At 63.2% G+C, this 16,254-nt stretch carries 13 protein-coding genes; 2 read left to right on the top strand and 11 right to left on the bottom strand.

What is annotated here, in order from left to right:
- Positions 1 to 59: 59 nt before the first annotated feature.
- Positions 60 to 1,157: an isocitrate/isopropylmalate dehydrogenase family protein gene (locus tag EJ079_RS32770; RefSeq protein ID WP_127811204.1), complete on the bottom strand. Its 1,098-nt coding sequence runs from the start codon at positions 1,155 to 1,157 to the stop codon at positions 60 to 62.
- A 25-nt stretch (positions 1,158 to 1,182) separates the two neighbouring features.
- The gene (locus tag EJ079_RS32765; RefSeq protein ID WP_127811203.1) at positions 1,183 to 1,926 is read right to left on the bottom strand and encodes a glucose 1-dehydrogenase; all 744 of its coding nucleotides are present in this window, start codon (positions 1,924 to 1,926) and stop codon (positions 1,183 to 1,185) included.
- A gap of 141 nt (positions 1,927 to 2,067) precedes the next feature.
- On the opposite strand from EJ079_RS32765, the gene EJ079_RS32760 reads away from it, so the two are divergent.
- Positions 2,068 to 3,564, top strand: coding sequence for an aldehyde dehydrogenase family protein (locus tag EJ079_RS32760; protein WP_127811202.1), 1,497 nt, complete (start codon positions 2,068 to 2,070; stop codon positions 3,562 to 3,564).
- A gap of 97 nt (positions 3,565 to 3,661) precedes the next feature.
- Here the strand turns inward: EJ079_RS32760 and EJ079_RS32755 are convergent, their stop codons facing one another.
- The 9 genes from EJ079_RS32755 to EJ079_RS32715 form a co-directional block, all read right to left on the bottom strand.
- Positions 3,662 to 4,558 carry a LysR family transcriptional regulator gene (locus EJ079_RS32755; protein WP_027036279.1) on the bottom strand — a complete coding sequence of 299 codons (897 nt, stop codon included), beginning with the start codon at positions 4,556 to 4,558 and terminating at the stop codon, positions 3,662 to 3,664.
- Positions 4,559 to 4,683: 125 nt separating this feature from the next.
- On the bottom strand, positions 4,684 to 6,183 hold the full coding sequence (locus EJ079_RS32750) for a sugar ABC transporter ATP-binding protein (RefSeq protein WP_127811201.1): 1,500 nt from the start codon (positions 6,181 to 6,183) through the stop codon (positions 4,684 to 4,686).
- 3 nt (positions 6,184 to 6,186) lie between these two features.
- The gene (locus EJ079_RS32745; RefSeq protein WP_127811200.1) at positions 6,187 to 7,281 is read right to left on the bottom strand and encodes a strictosidine synthase; all 1,095 of its coding nucleotides are present in this window, start codon (positions 7,279 to 7,281) and stop codon (positions 6,187 to 6,189) included.
- On the bottom strand, positions 7,278 to 9,395 hold the full coding sequence (locus EJ079_RS32740; RefSeq protein WP_127811199.1) for an SMP-30/gluconolactonase/LRE family protein: 2,118 nt from the start codon (positions 9,393 to 9,395) through the stop codon (positions 7,278 to 7,280). Before EJ079_RS32740 ends, EJ079_RS32745 begins: the two co-directional genes overlap by 4 nt.
- 12 nt (positions 9,396 to 9,407) lie before the next feature.
- Positions 9,408 to 10,424: a sugar ABC transporter substrate-binding protein gene (locus EJ079_RS32735; RefSeq protein WP_127320431.1), complete on the bottom strand. Its 1,017-nt coding sequence runs from the start codon at positions 10,422 to 10,424 to the stop codon at positions 9,408 to 9,410.
- A 35-nt stretch (positions 10,425 to 10,459) separates the two neighbouring features.
- Positions 10,460 to 11,413 carry an ABC transporter permease gene (locus tag EJ079_RS32730; protein ID WP_236383139.1) on the bottom strand — a complete coding sequence of 318 codons (954 nt, stop codon included), beginning with the start codon at positions 11,411 to 11,413 and terminating at the stop codon, positions 10,460 to 10,462.
- Between the two features lie 393 nt (positions 11,414 to 11,806).
- Positions 11,807 to 12,631, bottom strand: coding sequence for an alpha/beta hydrolase (locus EJ079_RS32725; protein WP_164874025.1), 825 nt, complete (start codon positions 12,629 to 12,631; stop codon positions 11,807 to 11,809).
- Between the two features lie 10 nt (positions 12,632 to 12,641).
- Positions 12,642 to 14,123 carry an NAD-dependent succinate-semialdehyde dehydrogenase gene (locus EJ079_RS32720; RefSeq protein WP_127811198.1) on the bottom strand — a complete coding sequence of 494 codons (1,482 nt, stop codon included), beginning with the start codon at positions 14,121 to 14,123 and terminating at the stop codon, positions 12,642 to 12,644.
- 16 nt (positions 14,124 to 14,139) lie between these two features.
- The gene (locus tag EJ079_RS32715) at positions 14,140 to 15,366 is read right to left on the bottom strand and encodes an iron-containing alcohol dehydrogenase (protein ID WP_127811197.1); all 1,227 of its coding nucleotides are present in this window, start codon (positions 15,364 to 15,366) and stop codon (positions 14,140 to 14,142) included.
- A 176-nt stretch (positions 15,367 to 15,542) separates the two neighbouring features.
- On the opposite strand from EJ079_RS32715, the gene EJ079_RS32710 reads away from it, so the two are divergent.
- Positions 15,543 to 16,244 (top strand): GntR family transcriptional regulator, encoded by a 702-nt coding sequence (locus EJ079_RS32710; protein ID WP_127267874.1) that lies wholly within the window; start codon positions 15,543 to 15,545, stop codon positions 16,242 to 16,244.
- Positions 16,245 to 16,254 lie beyond the last annotated feature (10 nt).

Below are 16,254 nucleotides of genomic sequence, written 5' to 3'. Positions count from 1 at the left end.
ATGAGCGTCTGGCCGACCTTGCGAGGTCCAACAAGATCTATCTTCACCTTGATCATCAGTCACGCCGCTGCCGCGAGCCGGTCGCAGATCGAGCGGGTTATCTCGCTGGTCGACGCCCTGCCTTTCAGGTCGGCGCTCAGAAGCCCGTTGGCCAGGCAGTCCTCGGTCACGCGACGGATGCGCGCCGCGGTCTGGTTGAGCCTCTCGTCGCCATGCTTGTGGCCGAGCCAGTCGAGCATCGAGGCTGCCGACAGGATCGTCCCATACGGATTGGCGATACCTTGGCCGGCAATGTCGGGCGCCGAGCCGTGCGCGGCCTGGAAGAAGCCGTTGGCCGCGCCGATCTCGGCTGAAGGCGCCATGCCCATCCCGCCCACCGTCGCGGCGGCGAGGTCGGACAGGATGTCGCCGAACATGTTCTCGCTGACGATGACGTTGAAATGGCCCGGTTTCAGCACGAGATGCATCGCCATGGCGTCGACCAGCGCGTGCTCGGTCGCGATATCGGGATAGTCCTTCGCCACTTCGTCGAAGACGGAGCGGAAGAAGGCATAGCTGCGCAGCACGTTGGCCTTGTCGCAGCAGGTGACCCGGCGCACGCCGTCACGAGGCGCGCCGCCCGACTGGCGCGCCAGTTCGAAGGCCTTGCGCACGATGCGCACGATGCCGGAGCGGGTCTGCACCAGCGTGTCGACCGCCACTTCGCCGCGCAACAGGGCGCCCGATCCCCGCGCGGCGTAAAGCCCTTCGCTGTTCTCGCGCAAGATGATGTAGTCGATATCGCCGGCCTTCACTCCGCTCAACGGGCTAGGCACGCCCTCGAAGAGCCTGATGGGGCGGACGTTGGCATAGAGATCGAGTTCGAAGCGCAGTCTCAGCGTGAAATCCAGGCCTGCTTCGGTTCCATCGGGATGGACGACGCCCGGCAAGCCGCCCGCACCATGCAGGATGGCGTCCGCCGCGCGGCAGGCCTGGAAGGTCGGCTCGGGAAAGCTCTGGCCGGTCTTCAGGAAATGCTCGGCTCCGGCCGGGTATTCGCTGAAGTGCAAGGGGTTGCCGGGACCAAGCGCTGCTTTCACCACTTGAACCGCTGCGGCGCAGACTTCCGGGCCGATGCCGTCGCCATGCACCACGGCGATTTCGTAGACAGGCTTCATCGCCAACTCCCAAATGGTCTAACGCTCAGATGCACTTGCCGCCGTCGACATTGAGGTCGACGCCGGTGATCATGCTGGCCTCGTCGGAGCACAGGAATGCCGCGGCGTTGCCCATGTCCGCCGGCGTAGACAGCCTGCCGATCGGAATGGTGGCGACGACGCGGGCGCGGTTTTCCTCGCCGGAGCCGATGAAGGTGGACAGAAGCGGCGTGTCGCCGGCAACCGGGTTGATGGCGTTGACGCGGATGCCGAAGGGGGCGAGTTCCACGGCCATGGCCCGGGTGGCGGCAATCGCCCAGCCTTTGGAAGCATTGTACCAAGTCAAATTCGGGCGCGGCGAGACGCCGCCGGTGGAGGCGACGTTGAGGATGGCGCCCGATTTGATGGATTTGAAATGCGCAACGATCGCACGGGCGCCATTGTAGATGGATCGCATGTTGACGTTGGCGATCCGGTCGAACATCTCTTCATCCATCGTCTCGAGCGCCAGGGGCGGCTGGGCCACGCCGGCATTGTTGACCAGTATGTCGAGACCGCCAAAGGCCGAGCGGGCCAGGTCTGCCGCCGCTTCGAAGCTTGCGAGTGTCGAGACGTCGCCAGTGATTGGCCGCACATTTTTGCCGACTTCGGCAGCAACGCGGGCCGCGGCGGCCTCATCACGGTCCATCAACACGACCCGCGCACCTTCGGTGACGAATTTCCTGACGATGCCTTCGCCAAATCCCGAACCGCCGCCAGTGACGACAGCGACCTTGCCAGCAAGTCTCATATCTGTTCCTCCGTTGCCGGCACCATCGGGGAAGTCGCGTACATTGCACAGTCCGATTATCTGAACGCCCTTTTAGCTTTCCTTGTTTGAGGTCGACCGGCGTGGGAGGCATAGTCGCCACGGAATTGTGAGGAGGAAGGGATGACGCTGAATTTCGACCCGCGGGCGAAGGCCACGGCACTCTACCACGGCGAATTCCGGCCGATGTTCGTCGGCGGCAGGTGGGTTCCGGCACAATCCGGCCAGGAGATGCAGGCGCTCAACCCGGCGACTGGCGAAGTGCTGGCCACCGTCCCGCGTGGCTCGGCCGCCGACATCGATGCGGCGGTGGCCGCTGCGCGCACGGCTTTCGAAGGGCCGTGGTCAAAATTCTCGCCCTATGAGCGGCAGTGCGTGCTTCTGCGCATCGCCGATCTCTTCGAGACTCATTGGGAAGAGCTCAGCGTTTCCGACACTCTCGACATGGGACTGCCGATCACGCGCACGCTCGCCAACCGGCGGCGCGTCATCGGCATGCTGCGCTTCTATGCGGGCATGGCGACCGCGCTGCATGGCGAATCCATAGACAATTCGATCCCCGGCGAGATCGTCAGCTTCACAAGGCGCGAGCCGGTGGGCGTTGTCGGCGCGATCATCCCCTGGAACGCTCCGACCGCCGCGTCGATCTGGAAGATCGCGCCGGCGCTGGCCACCGGCTGCACCATCGTGCTGAAGCCCTCGGAGGACGCCTCGTTGACGCCGCTGCTGATCGCCAGGCTGATGCAGGAAGCCGGCGTTCCCGACGGCGTCGTCAACGTCGTCACCGGCACCGGGGCGGAGGCCGGTGCGCGGCTCGCTGAACATCCCGACGTCAACAAGATCGTCTTCACCGGCTCGACGCTGACCGGGCAGGCCATCGCGCGGGCGGGCGTGACAAACCTCAAGCGCGTTTCCCTGGAACTCGGCGGCAAATCGCCGATCATCGTCTGCCGCGATGCCGACATCGACAAGGCGGTTCCTGTCGCCGCGATGGCGGTGTTCGTGCATTCGGGCCAGATCTGCATCGCCGGATCGCGGCTGTTCGTGGCGCGCGAAATCCATGACGAATTCGTGCGCCGGGTCGCCGAGTTTGCCGGCAGGCTTCGCATCGGCCATGGCATCGAGGCGGAAACCGAAATCGGCCCGCTCATCAATGCCAGGCAGGCCGGCAAGGTGGTGGGCTATATCAAGGCCGGCCGCGACGAAGGCGCGGAACTGATAGCGGGCGGATCTCGACTGACGGGCGAGCCCTACGACGGCGGCAATTTCATCGCGCCGACCGTCTTCGGCGCGGTGTCGGACAAGATGACCATCGCGCGTGAAGAAATCTTCGGTCCGGTGATTTCGGCGATGCCGTTCGACACGCTCGACGAAGCCGTGGCGCGGGCCAATGCGACGCCCTATGGCTTGGCAGCCGGCATTTTCACCACCCATCTGGGCACCGCGCACAAGCTCGCCCGCCGCATCAAGGCCGGCTCGGTGTGGGTCAACATGTACCACGCCATCGACCCGGCGGTGCCGTTCGGCGGCATGAAGATGTCCGGCTACGGCCGCGAGGGCGGCATCGAACATCTGCATGAATATCTGGAGACCAAATCGGTCTGGATCCAGACCGACTGAGGGTGCGCTGATATTCAGGTGAGGCCGGGCTGCGAATGACGGCGTTCCCGCACTATTCTCGGCGCTCGTGCAAGGTGCCTGTCCGAAGGCGCGATGCTCAGTTTGCCAGTTCGCGCAAATTGGTGCGGATGAGGTTCATCAGCTGTTCGGAGAAGGAGTGGTGCACATAGCCCCGCGCCGTGATGATGCCGACGGAGCGGTGGGCGTCGCGATGGTCGATCGGCACCACTCGCATGCGCTCGTCATTGCGCGAAATGGCGATGCCGGGCACCACGCAGACGCCAAGTCCCGAACACACCAGCGCCACCGCCGTCTGTGCGCTTTCGACCTCGTATTGCGGCTTGAGCTCGATGCCTTCCGCCGCCGTCAGCCGATCGACAAGGCCGCGCACGGCGGTTTTGCGGTTGAGCAGGATGAGCGGATAGCGCAGCAGGTCGGAGAGCAGCAGCTTCTTTTCGCCGCCGTATATTTCCGTGGGAATGCAGGCCATCAGCGGATCGTCGAGGATAGACTCGAACTGGAAGTCCGTCAGGTTTGGCAGTTCCGGGCCGATGTAGAACTCGACCTCCTGCTGTTGCAAAAGGCCAAGCGCGGCCTGCGGCGGGCTCTCGATGACCTCGACGATGCTGCGGGGATAGCGCAACTTGAATGTCGCCAGGATATCGCCCAGCCGGCTTGCCGCGAGCGTCGGGGCGCAGGCGATCTGCACCTTGCCCTTGCGCCGAGCGGCGACCTCCGTCAGCCGGTCGAGGCTGGTCTGCACCTGTGACATCACATTGGCGATCTCCTCGAACAGGATCTGGCCTTCCGGCGTCAGGCTTGCACGCTGTGCGGTGCGGATAAACAGCGAGATGCCGATCTGCTCCTCAAGGTCGCGAATCTGCATCGAGACCGCCGATGGCGAACGATTGCTCTCCTCGGCAGCACGACGGAAGCTGCCGTTTTCGGCGGCAAGCAGGAACGTCTGCAGAAGTTTGAGATTAATGCTGGGCATATCCGCTCGGGCAGGGTGATCTGACCCTTTGACCTATTCAGACGCGGAACCGATTGCAAGGCAATAGGACCGGCCAGACATTGGTCCTGGCTTGACCGGCAAAAGTGTCTTCCTTGTCGAGCCGCTCAATGAACCGCGGCGAACATGACGCGCTCCTCGGTGGCCTCCGACAGCATCATCTCCTCGACCACGCGGCCGCGCTTGACCACCAGAATGCGATCCGAAACGGCGAGAATTTCAGGCAGATAGGACGAGATGACAACGACGGCCATGCCTTGCTCGGCGAGATCGCTGATGAGCTGGTGGATCTCGACGATGGCGCCGACGTCGACACCGCGTGTCGGCTCGTCGAAGATCACCAGCCTAGGCTTCTGGATCAGCGATTTGGCGATCACGACCTTTTGCTGGTTACCGCCGGAGAGCTCGATCATCCGGGCTCGGTCGCTGGTCTGCCGCAGGCTCAGACGTTCGCCCCATTCGCGGGCAAGTTGCCTGGCCCGCGCCAGCGACACCATGGAGACGGGATTGGCGCCCTCGGTCAGTTCACCCACTTGAAGGTTCTCGCCCGCAGTCATGGTTTCGAAGAAGCCGTCGACCTTGCGATCCTCGGTGACATAGACGATGCCGTCGCGCACCGCAGGCCTGGGCACCCGGTAACGCACCGACTTGCCGAGCAGGCGGATCTCGCCGCCGTGGAAGATGTTGCGCTTCAACAGTCCGGCGACGACCTTGGCCATTTCGGTCCGGCCGGCGCCGACAAGGCCGAACATGCCGGTGACCTGGCCCGAAAACACCGAGAAGGAAGAGTTGCGCACCAGGCCGGCGCAGGACAGGTTCTCGACCGAAAGCACCTTGTCGCCATAGGGCCGCGCCGTGCGCTTGACCTCGCCATGCAGCGTTTCGGTCAGCGTACGGCCGACCATGGCCTGCACGATCGAAGCGCGGGTGAAGCCCTTGGCTTCGCCGGACGCGACGATCTCACCATCGCGCATGACCGTGATGCGGTTGGCGACGGCAAGCGCCTCTTCCAGCGCATGGGTGATGAAGATGACGGCGATGCCCTCCTTCACCAGCCGCTGCAAAAGTTTGAAGAAGTGGCTTTTCTCTTCGGGCGTCAGCGTCGCGGTCGGCTCGTCGAAGATGATGACGCGGGCCTTGTGGTGGACGGCGCGCGCGATCTCCACCATCTGCTTGTGCGCCGCGCCCAGCGTGCTGACCTGCGCGGACGGGTCGACCTGGAAGCCCATGCCGGCGAGGAACTGCCGCGCCTGAATGTAGAGGCCGCGCAACCGGTTGAACATCTTCTCTTCGCCGAGATAGAGATTCTGCGCCACCGTCATGGCCGGCACCAGGTTGGTTTCCTGGAACACCATGGCGATGCCGGCGCGCAGCGCTTCGGCGGGCGTGGCGAAGGACACATCCTTGCCGTCGAAGGTCATCTTGCCCTCGGTCAGCTTGAAGACACCGGCCATGACCTTGGTCAGCGTCGACTTGCCGGCGCCGTTTTCCCCGAGCAGCGCATGGATTTCGCCCTTGCGCAGGTCGAAATTGACATTCTTGAAGGCCGGAATGCGCGCGAACGCCTTGGCGGCGTCCCTGAGTTCAATGATGTTGGCGTCCGACATCGCTTAGCCTCGCTTGCCACTGGCGGCGCTCGCCACGCGCACGATCCGCGATCCGCCGCGCGAGGCGACCAGAAGGTCATCGCCCAGCTCGCAGGCGCTCAGCGTCCCGTGCACCTTGCCGTCGGCGCGCGAATGGAAACTCGACAGCGGCTTCATGTTCTGGTCGCAAAGGACCACCAGCCCGTAGGACCTTGTCACCGCGTATGGCTTCAGCACGTTCATCTGCTTCAACTGGCTGCCTTGCATGGGCTCGCGATAGTCGCGCCATGAGCCGAGCGACGGCGCCATCCAGTAGGCCTCGGGGACTTCCGCCAGCATGCGGGTGCGGTAGGTGTCCTCGCGCAGGATGAACTCCACCAACTGGTTGCGCACGGAATAGAAGGTCAGCCAGTAGCCGGCGTTGAAGGCCGGTGCGATGCGGGCGGGGTAGGCCGGCAGATGCTCCAGCACGGGCAGCGTCGCCTTGGTGGCAAGGTCGATCGCCAGCACGCGGTGGCGCCAGGCCTCCGAGACGTAGATGCGGTTGGAGCCGGTGGTGGCGATGCCGGCCGGCCAGGCCAAGCCATCCCTGATCAACTCCAGCCGGCCGTTTTTCAGATCGAGCCGCCAGACCGAACCGGATACGCTCTTCTGCATCAGGTCGCGACGCCAACCGCTCGCCGGCACTGAGGCCGAGCCGTTGGCCACCAGCAAGGTGTTGCTGTCGAGGAAGGTGAGAGCGGTGATGCAGGAGAGGCGGCGAGCCTCCTCGCCCGTCGCCTCGCGCCCGTCATGCAGGCCGCCGCGGATGACGACGCCCTTGCCGTCGATGGCCATCGCGGTCATGCCGCGGGCATGGGCGAGTGCGGTGATCTCGCCCGGAAATTCCTGCAAGGTTTCGGCATGGCCGTCGGCGCTAAAGCGCATCAGCCGGTTCGCGCTGCTTGCCAGGAGGCCCTTTTCGGTGCGCACGAGATTGTCGGCCTCGGCGAGGCCGGCGAATTGGCCGGCTTCCTCCAGTCCTTGGTTGGGCAGCAACGGCCCGTCGAGCGTCGGCACGGTCACGGCCCACTCGCCACGGCCGAGAAAGCGGTCAAGAAGCTGGTTCAAACCGCTCATGACTTTTTGCCCCAGTAGGAATCCGAGCTGAACCAGTCGGGATAGACGCCTTTCAGGGGCAAAGTGCCCATGCGGTTGTTGAAGATGCCGCAAAGATAGAGGATGCCCTTGTGCTCGCGCATCGAGGTGATCATCGGATGCTTTTCGCCTGCCTGGTCCCACAGGCTTTCGAGGATCTGGCCGTTCTCGTCGAAGCGCAGCACGCAGCCGGTGTTGAGATTGGGCATCAGCCACGCATCTTCCGATACGCGCCGCGCCATGCGGCGGCGGAAGCCCGGCATTTCAAGCGAGAGATCCAATGCCGGCGTGCGCATGCCCATCAGGGCCAGCCAGTAGGTGCCGTCGGAGGCGCGGTTGATGTTGTCGGGATAGCCGGGCAAGCCCTCGATGACGCGCTCGACCTGGCCCTTCTTCGGGCCATCGAAATAGTAGCGGCTGATGCGGCAGGCCCAGCTTTCGGCGAACAGCACCGACTGGCCGTCGAAGGCCGTGCAGATGCCATTGGGGAAGACGAGGTTCGACAGCAGTGTGCGTGTCGAACCGGATTTGGGATCATGGACGATGATGCGTCCGTTGCCGCGGCTTTCCAGCGCGTCGGCATACCAGTCATGCATCTCGAAGCGCACTGTCGCTTCCGAGAAGACGATGCGGCCGTCCGGCAGGATGTCGCAGTCGTCGGCGAGCTTCATGGTGGAGTCGTCGACCACCGAGGTCAGCGAGCGGTTGGTCTCGGCGGTCAGCAGTTTTACATCCCCGGCCGGCGAGACCTGGTAGAGGCCCATGCCGGCGACGCAGATGACGAGGTTGTCGTCGCGGTCGAAAGCCATGCCGAGCGGCGAGCCGCCAATATGTGCGAACACTTCGCTGTCGGTGTAGTGTGGCGGCTGGAAGCGCAGGATATCGCCTTGGCGGCTGCCGGTGTAGAGGCGGTCCTGCCGGTCGAAGATCACATCTTCCGCGCCGTCGAGAAAGCCGAGGCCGATGACGCCGACGTCCTTCAACCGGTCGTTCACCGCCATCGGCGCGCCGGACGCGGTCGAGATCGCCTGCGGCATCTTGGCGAAGGTCGGCGAGATGTAGACACTGCGCAGGATCTTGTGGCGGTTCTTCACCCAGCGCACGTCGAGAAGCACCGACAAAAGCAGCACGATGCCGAGAATCAGGAAATTGACCGGGCCGGGCACGGCCAGCGCAAGCAGGCTGTTCGACAGGACAAGCACGAAGACGGTGCCCATCAGCGCCTTGGCGACCGAGCCGCGCCCACCGCCGAGCGAGATGCCGCCGAGCACGGTTGCGGTCAACACCTGCAGTTCGAGCCCGGTGCCGATGTCGGAAGCAGCACTGCCGATGCGAGCCGAGAAGAAGAAGCCGGAGAGCGCCACCAGCACCGAGCACAAGACATAGGCGCTGAACAAGATGAAGCGCACATTGATGCCGGCATTGTAGGCAGAGCGGCGCGCGCCGCCGACCGCGAACAACCGCCAGCCATAGCGGGCGCGCGACAGCACGAGATGGATGATCAGCGCGATGACGACGAAGACCACAAAGGATGTCGGCACGCCCCAGATCGTGCCGAAACCAAGGAAATCATAGGCCGGCGAATCCGAACCGCTGGTGACGATCCGCGTCGAGACCTGCGGGAAGACGATGTCGAAGGTCGAGCGGTAGATGATGAGCGTCACCAGCGTGGTGAGAAAGGCCCGCATGCGCAGGAAGCCAACCAGGAAGCCGTTGATGGCGCCGCAGACGACGCCGAGGCCCAAGCACGCCAGAAGGCCGGTACCAAAGCTCCACTGCTCGACATTCATGCCATACAGCGTGACCAACACGGCGAGCGCGAAGGTCGACCCGACCGACAGATCGATGCCGCCCGACACCATGACGATGGTCATGCCGAGCACCACCAGGCCAAGCTCGGCGGTCTGGCCGCTGAGATTGGTCAGCGTCGCCAGATCGAAGAAGCCCGGCACGATCGAGCCGAAGATCGCGCACAAAATGACCAGCGCCGTGAAGGGGATGACGCTGTCGATCCACTTCTTGGTCAGGATCTCCCCGACCACGTGGTCGGGGAGCAGGCGGTAGCGCCAGCGCACAAGGCTTTCGGCCATGCTCATCAAGGAAGTCCGTTACTTGAGCTCGTCCAGCTTCCAGCAATTCCTGCCGGTCGCATTGGCCTTGTCGACGCGGGTGATCGGACCGAAGAAGATGGTCTTCTCGCTGCCCGCTTGCCGCTCGGGCTGCTGCAGCAGCTCGGAAATCTGCTGTGCGGCGATCTCGGCCTGGATCGGGGCATTAAAGTTGAAGATCACGTCGAGCAGTCCGTTCTTGATGCTCTCGCAGCCCGTGGCGCTGCCGGCGCCATTGGTAACGATCGTCACCTGGTCCTGTTTGCCGGCGGCCGCGACGGCGGCGCCTGCGCCGACCTCGGCATTGTCCCAGATGCCCATGATGCCGCACAGGTCCGGATGCTGCTGGAGGACCGTCTCGGTGATCTGGCGGGCCTTTTCGCTCATGTAATCGGCCGGCTGGTCGGAGACGAGCTGCAGCTCGGGATTGGCCTTCAGAACCTCGTCGATGCCGGTGCGCATGTAGATGTTGGCGGCGCCCGTCTGGACACCGGCGAGCCAGACCACCTTGTGCGAGACGGCATTGGGGCCGGTGCAGTGTTTGGCCAGTTCGCCCATTTCGAGACGGCCCATTTCGATCCAGTCATTGCCTACATAACTGTCGGTCTGGGTGGCCGACTGCATGTTGACTTGCAGCACCTTGATGCCGGCCGCCTGCGCCTGTTTCAATAGGCGTGCGTAGGTCTGGACATCGGGGTTCTGCACGATGATCAGGTCCGGCTTCTCGGCGATGGCGCCCTGCATGGCGCGGATGCCGGCATTGGTGTCGCCGGAGGGATCGCGCACTTCGAGGCTGAAGCCGTAGCGTGCCGCGTGACGCTGCCACACCACCACCCATGCCTGGTTGAGGTCCATGCCCTGTGAGATCGGCACGAAGATGACCTTCTTGCCCTTGAGCGCCTCGAGATAAGTGGAGCGGCCGACCTGATCGGTTTCCTGCGCCGTGGTGATTTTCGCCGCGCCCAGCAGCGCGAGCGCTGTCATGCCCGCGAACAGGCAGTTCTTGAACAATTTCATGTTTCTCCTCCCAGATTTATGTCTCGGTTCTTGTTTCAGATGTCGCCGCTTTGCGAGGTCTGCTCGTCGCGCGGATTGATGATGGCGTCGATCGCCAGCGCGCCCAGCAGGATCACGCTCTTGATCAGATTCTGGCTGGTGTAGCTGAAGTTCAGGATCGTCATGCCGTTGGTCAGGATGCCGACCAGAATGGTGCCGACGATGACGTTGCGTACGCCGCCCTGGCCACCGGAGAGGCCGATGCCGCCCAACACGACCACCAGCAGCACGTCGTAGATCAGGCTGGAATTGTAGAGGCGGGTGTCGATGCCGGTGACCAGCCCCAGCATGATGATGCCGGCGGTATAGGCAATGAGGGCGCTGATGACATATTGCGTCACGATGATCGGGCGCGTCGGCAGCCCTGTGGTGCGGGCCGCGTTCGGGTTGTCGCCAGTGGCATAGACCAGCCGGCCGAAGCGGGTCTTCCTCAGGAAGAAGCCCATGAGCGCGGCCACCGCCGCGAAGATGATCACCGACATCGGGATGCCGAGGATGGTTCCGTTGCCGACGAATTTCAGCCAGCCAATATCGGAGGGGGCATAGAGCACGTCGGACGCAAAGACGATGCGGCCAGAGCCGTAGACCGAGGATGCGATGGCAAGGGTGGCGAAGATCGGCGGAATTTCGGCCACTGCCACCATGACGCCGGTGAACAGGCCGATGACCGCGACCAGGATGGCGCCGCACATGATGGCCAGCGTGAAGTCGACGCCCCAGGTGGAGATCCAAATGCTGAAGGCGACGCCGACCACCATCACCGCCACCATGGTCAGGTCGATGCCGCGCCCGACGACGATGAACCCCATGCCGACGGCCAGCGTGCCGAGGATCGAGACATTCTTGAGAATGGCAAGGATGTTGCCCTGGCTCAGGAAATTGTTGAGCGTCGCCGAGAACACCAGGAACAGGACGGCCGAGATCGCGCCGACGACGAGTTCCTGGGACATTTTGATGCCCAAGCGCGCGGTGTCGGATTTGCCCGAACCAGCCAAGTCAGTTCCTCCCTCGCTGCCGGTTTGAACCAGCGGCGTGCCAAAGCGGCCTTGCCCCAGGGGCTTTGCCGCGACGACGTTTCCTCCACAGCCCTAAGCCGGCTGCTTGCGTTAAGACCATCGCGACTCAGGGCGCCAGGGGCAATTTCGATTTTCTGATGCGCTGTGCAGTTCGTCAGTGTGGAGAAAGAGGATGAGGAATCGTCGGTTGTGTCCTCTGCCGGATTTCACCTGCCGCAAAGCTCAGCCCGATGCCGGTAGCGTGCCGCGATCCCGTGACGGTACTTTCTTGAGTGACGGGAGTGTCTGGCCCGGCAGTCAAGCGGCTCTGCTTCCCCAGGTTCCGTCCTATAGGCAGTTTCCCTCGATCATCGCCATCAGGCAATCGCCAGATTGTGTGCCGCTGATGCCCAGATCACGCACGCTGTTCATGTGGTTTCGGTCATTCAGGCGGAGGTCGCAGACAAGGTGCCCCTGCGCGCGCAAGCGCTTTCCGAAGTCGGCGGCCTGCTGGTGAAAAGGTGACGTTTCCTGATCTCCCACGAGAATGGTCGCTGCCGTCTCCGGGTCATGCCACCGCGTCATTGGGGTGAAGGCAGCTGCCTCCTCATCGGTGATTCCGATTAGCGGCTGGACGAAGGACGTCTGAAGGGGCTTGAGGTCGTAAAGGCCGCCTAGCAGCAGCGCCGCACGTATGCGCGATGGCATTGGCGTCTTTTCGAACAGGAATGAGGCCAGGTGTGCGCCCGCCGAATGACCACTTACGCTTAGCCGGGCAGGGTCACCGCCATGAGCGGCTATATTGTCCAGCACCCATTGTTTGGCGCGCCGGACCTGGGCGACGATTGCCGCCATCCTGAATTCGGGCATCAGCGCATAGTCGACGATGACCGCGATCGCCCCAGCTTTGGTGACTGTGTTCGCTACATAAGAATAGTCGCTCCTGGAGAACATGCGCCAGTAGCCGCCATGGATGAAGATGTGCACGGGAAGATCCCTGCGCGCGCCGGGCGGAAAGAACAGGTCCAACCTTTCGGCCTTGCCCTCGCCATAGGCGATATCAGCCGACATTGGCAGGGTCGCCCGGGTTTCGGCGCTGCGGCTTACTATGTCGGCCACGATATCGTCAAAGTCGGCCACATGGTCGCGCGTGCGGAAAGGGTCCTTTGACATGACTGCCGGTTCAGAAGGTGACGGCAATATATTTAGCCTCCATGAACTCGGCGATGCCGTGGTGCTGGCCGCCTTCGCGGCCAAGGCCACTCTGCTTGACGCCTCCGAATGGTGCGGCCGGATCCGACATCAGTCCTCGGTTGAGACCGATCATGCCGGCCTCGATCCCCGACGCCACCCGCATGCCGCGTCCAATATCGCGTGTGTATATATAAGCGGCCAGGCCATATTCCGTGTTGTTAGCATGTGCGATCGCCTCGGCCTCGGTGTCGAAGCGTGTGATGGGTGCCACCGGGCCGAAAATCTCCTCGTGCGCCATCTCCGCATCGGGCGGCACATCGGACAGCACTGTGGGCGGATAGAAGAATCCTTCTTCCTCCGAAATTGACCCGCCGCAAAGCACCTTGGCCCCCCGGCCCACGGCGTCCTTGACCAGGCGGTCGATCTTGTCGACAGCCTTTCTGGTGATCATCGGCCCGCATTCTGTGTCTGCATTCGGTCCCGCTCCCACCTTAAGTGCCGCCATGCGCTTGCGGAGCCCGTCGGCAAAAGCATCACAAATTCCCGATTGTACATAGAGGCGATTGGCGGCGGTGCAGGCTTCGCCGGCGTTGCGCATCTTGGCGATCATCGCGCCGTCGAGGGCGGCGTCGAGTTCGGCATCGTCGAAGACGACAAACGGGGCATTGCCGCCGAGTTCCATCGAACAGGAAATGACATGCTTTGAAGCCTCGCCGAGCAAGGTTCGGCCGACACCCGTCGACCCCGTGAAGGACAGCTTCCTGACGCGCGGATCGGCGAGCATGGCCGAAGTCAGCGGCCCGGGACTGGTCGTGGTCAGCACGTTGACGACACCGGCAGGCACGCCGGCTTCGCTGTAGAGTGCCGCCAGCGCATAGGCCGTCAGCGGTGTTTCACTTGCCGGCTTCAGGACGACAGTGCAGCCTGCCGCCAGCGCCGGCGCGATCTTGCGGGTCGCCATAGCGGCCGGAAAATTCCACGGTGTGATCAGCACGCAAATTCCGATCGGCTCATAATCCACCACGATGCGATTGCTGCCGGAGGGCGCGGTGCCGAACTCGCCGGTGATACGGACCGCTTCCTCAGCATTCCAACGGAAGAACTCGGCGGCGTACGCCACTTCGCCGCGCGCGTCGCGCAGCGCCTTGCCGTTCTCCAGGGAGATCAGCATGGCAAGCGTTTCGGAGCGTTCGACCATGAGTTCAAAACAGCGCCGAAGGATTTCCGAGCGTTTGCGCGGCGCCGTCTCCCGCCATCCTTTGGCCGCCTTGGCCGCGGCTTCGACGGCGGCGGTCGCGTCCTCGACTGTCGCATCGGGAACCGCCGCGATCACCGCCCCGGAGGAGGGATCGACGACATCGATGAGCCGACCGTCGGAGGACGGTCGCCAAGTGCCGTCAATGTAGAGCCCGTGCGAAAAACCGCGCACGTCATAGCCGTCCTGGTCGAGTTGCTGAGCGTTCAAGTTCATCGCTTTGTTCCGTTTTTCACATAACGCAGGCGGCGAGGTCGCCGTCATGGGCAGCCTGGACGAGGCGTCGCATCGTGCCGAGATCGAAGGCACGCGGATTGTTCTTGATCAGGCGGTCGATGCCGAGCGCTTGCTCGGCTGTCCAGTCAAGCTTATCGGCGGGGAGGCCTAAATCCGCCAGTGTCGGCGTAATACCGATCGCCGCGAACAATCGCCTGATCTCCTCGATTGTGGCGGCTGCCATCTCGGCGGCGGTTCTGGCCTTGGTCTCCAAGCCAAGTGCCGCGCCGATCTCTGCCATCTCGTGAGCGGCGACGCGGCTGTTATAGGTCATCACGTAAGGCATCATTGTCGCCACGCCCAAACCATGGGCGGTGTGGGTGAGGGCGCCTGCCGGATATTGCACGGCATGTGCCGCCGCCGTGCCGGCGGTGCCGAACGCGCAGCCCGCCGCCAGAGCGCCCATCATGACATCGGCGCGCGCGTCGGCATCGGTGCCGTCGCTGCAGGCTTTCTCCAGGCTCCTGCCAAGCAGTTTTATCGCGAGCAACGCGAAATGGTCGGTCAGCGCAGTCTTGCCGATGAAGACATGCTGTTGCGGCAGATTGGGGTCTTCACCGCGCCGCATGGCGGTGAAGGCCTCGATCGCATGGGTCAGCGCGTCAGCGCCGGCGATCGCGGTCAGGCCGGGGGGGCAGGTCATAGTCAGTTCGGGATCGCACAGAGCTACTGCGGCGATAAGGTGAGGGCTCGATATGCCGACCTTGAGCGTCCGGTCCGGGTCGGAAATCACCGCGACCGGCGTCACCTCGGAGCCGGTGCCGGCCGTGGTAGGCACGGCGATCAGCGGCAGTGTCGGACCCGGCACCTTGAACTCCCCGTAATAGTCCTGGAGCTTGCCGCCATGGCTGAGAAGCAGCGTGGTGCATTTGGCGAAATCGAGACAGCTGCCGCCGCCGATTCCGATCACCATGTCCGGCCTGAACCCCTTCGCTTCCTCGACACAGATGCCGACCGTGTCGCGTGGCACGTCGGGCAGAACGCGGTCATGCACAAGGACTTCGATCGAGGCTGACTGAAGGGACTTGATGATGTCGGCGAATACCGCTGTGCCCGCGAAACGCTCATCGGTGCAGACCAGCGCGCGTCGGCCGAACCGGGCGGCGACCGTCGGCAACACATGGCGCTGCCCCTTCCCGAACAGGATTTCACGCGGCAACCGCAGGGCGGCGAAGAGGGTCATGATCGGTCCTTTGACGGCGGCTGACTGGAAACGGAGGCATTGAACTGGGCTTGGATCGGACGGTCTAAGAGCGTGTCTCTCGCCCCTAAAAAATATCCGCTTTAAAATCGTATAGGATATAGGATTGCATCGACGGAACCATCGTGTTAGCAGTCCTCACTGTCAAGAGGCAAAATATGCAGACCGCAAACTTACCCGACCCAAGCGACGCCACCATTGGAGCTGGTCGCATCCAGCGCGCCAACAGTCTCGTCGAAGATGTCTATGAAGCCATCTTCGCGCAGTTGATGGCGCTGAAGATCCCACCAGGCTCACGCATTACAGTCGACAGCCTGGTCAAGGAATTCAACGTCTCGCACACGCCGATCCGCGAAGCCCTTGGCCGGCTCGAAGGCGAAGGCCTCGTGCTCAAGACGCATTTGATCGGTTATCGTGCCGCACCCCAGATCACCCGGCGCCGTTTCGACGAATTGTACGAAATGCGTCTGCTGCTCGAACCGCATGGCGCCGCGAAGGCCGCCGCAATGATGGACGAGGCCAAGTTCAATGTGTTGCTCGAAGCCGCCGGCGTGATGTCACGCCGCGAAGGCAAGGATGATCGCGTACGCTATTCGAACTTCGCCAGGCAGGATGCGATCTTCCACGACAAGATCTTGGAGTTTTCTCAAAACGAACTCATCCGCGAGACGTTGAGCCACCAGCACACGCACTTCCACATCTTCCGCCTGATGTTTCATGCACGTGTGACCGAAGAGGCACTTGACGAACACGAGGCGATTCTTGCCGCGTTCGGCTCTGCCGATCCCGATGCCGCCGCAAAGGCGATGCGCATCCATATAGAGCACTCGCGCGATCGCCTGCTCCCGGCATTCGATTGAGGTCGGAACG

The organism is Mesorhizobium sp. M7A.F.Ce.TU.012.03.2.1 (genome assembly GCF_004006095.1).
GTDB lineage: Bacteria > Pseudomonadota > Alphaproteobacteria > Rhizobiales > Rhizobiaceae > Mesorhizobium.
This window is presented reverse-complemented; position numbering and strand designations above follow the sequence as displayed.

What these genes read in the sequence shown, in the direction of transcription:
- EJ079_RS32720 (WP_127811198.1), bottom strand. Translation starts at nt 14,123, where the DNA reads ATGAACTTGAACGCTCAGCAACTCGACCAGGACGGCTATGACGTGCGC.
- EJ079_RS32725 (WP_164874025.1), bottom strand. Translation starts at nt 12,631, where the DNA reads ATGTCAAAGGACCCTTTCCGCACGCGCGACCATGTGGCCGACTTTGAC.
- EJ079_RS32770 (WP_127811204.1), bottom strand. Translation starts at nt 1,157, where the DNA reads ATGAAGCCTGTCTACGAAATCGCCGTGGTGCATGGCGACGGCATCGGC.
- EJ079_RS32715 (WP_127811197.1), bottom strand. Translation starts at nt 15,366, where the DNA reads ATGACCCTCTTCGCCGCCCTGCGGTTGCCGCGTGAAATCCTGTTCGGG.
- EJ079_RS32760 (WP_127811202.1), top strand. Translation starts at nt 2,068, where the DNA reads ATGACGCTGAATTTCGACCCGCGGGCGAAGGCCACGGCACTCTACCAC.
- EJ079_RS32745 (WP_127811200.1), bottom strand. Translation starts at nt 7,281, where the DNA reads ATGAGCGGTTTGAACCAGCTTCTTGACCGCTTTCTCGGCCGTGGCGAG.
- EJ079_RS32750 (WP_127811201.1), bottom strand. Translation starts at nt 6,183, where the DNA reads ATGTCGGACGCCAACATCATTGAACTCAGGGACGCCGCCAAGGCGTTC.
- EJ079_RS32710 (WP_127267874.1), top strand. Translation starts at nt 15,543, where the DNA reads ATGCAGACCGCAAACTTACCCGACCCAAGCGACGCCACCATTGGAGCT.
- EJ079_RS32765 (WP_127811203.1), bottom strand. Translation starts at nt 1,926, where the DNA reads ATGAGACTTGCTGGCAAGGTCGCTGTCGTCACTGGCGGCGGTTCGGGA.
- EJ079_RS32755 (WP_027036279.1), bottom strand. Translation starts at nt 4,558, where the DNA reads ATGCCCAGCATTAATCTCAAACTTCTGCAGACGTTCCTGCTTGCCGCC.
- EJ079_RS32735 (WP_127320431.1), bottom strand. Translation starts at nt 10,424, where the DNA reads ATGAAATTGTTCAAGAACTGCCTGTTCGCGGGCATGACAGCGCTCGCG.
- EJ079_RS32740 (WP_127811199.1), bottom strand. Translation starts at nt 9,395, where the DNA reads ATGAGCATGGCCGAAAGCCTTGTGCGCTGGCGCTACCGCCTGCTCCCC.
- EJ079_RS32730 (WP_236383139.1), bottom strand. Translation starts at nt 11,413, where the DNA reads ATGTCCCAGGAACTCGTCGTCGGCGCGATCTCGGCCGTCCTGTTCCTG.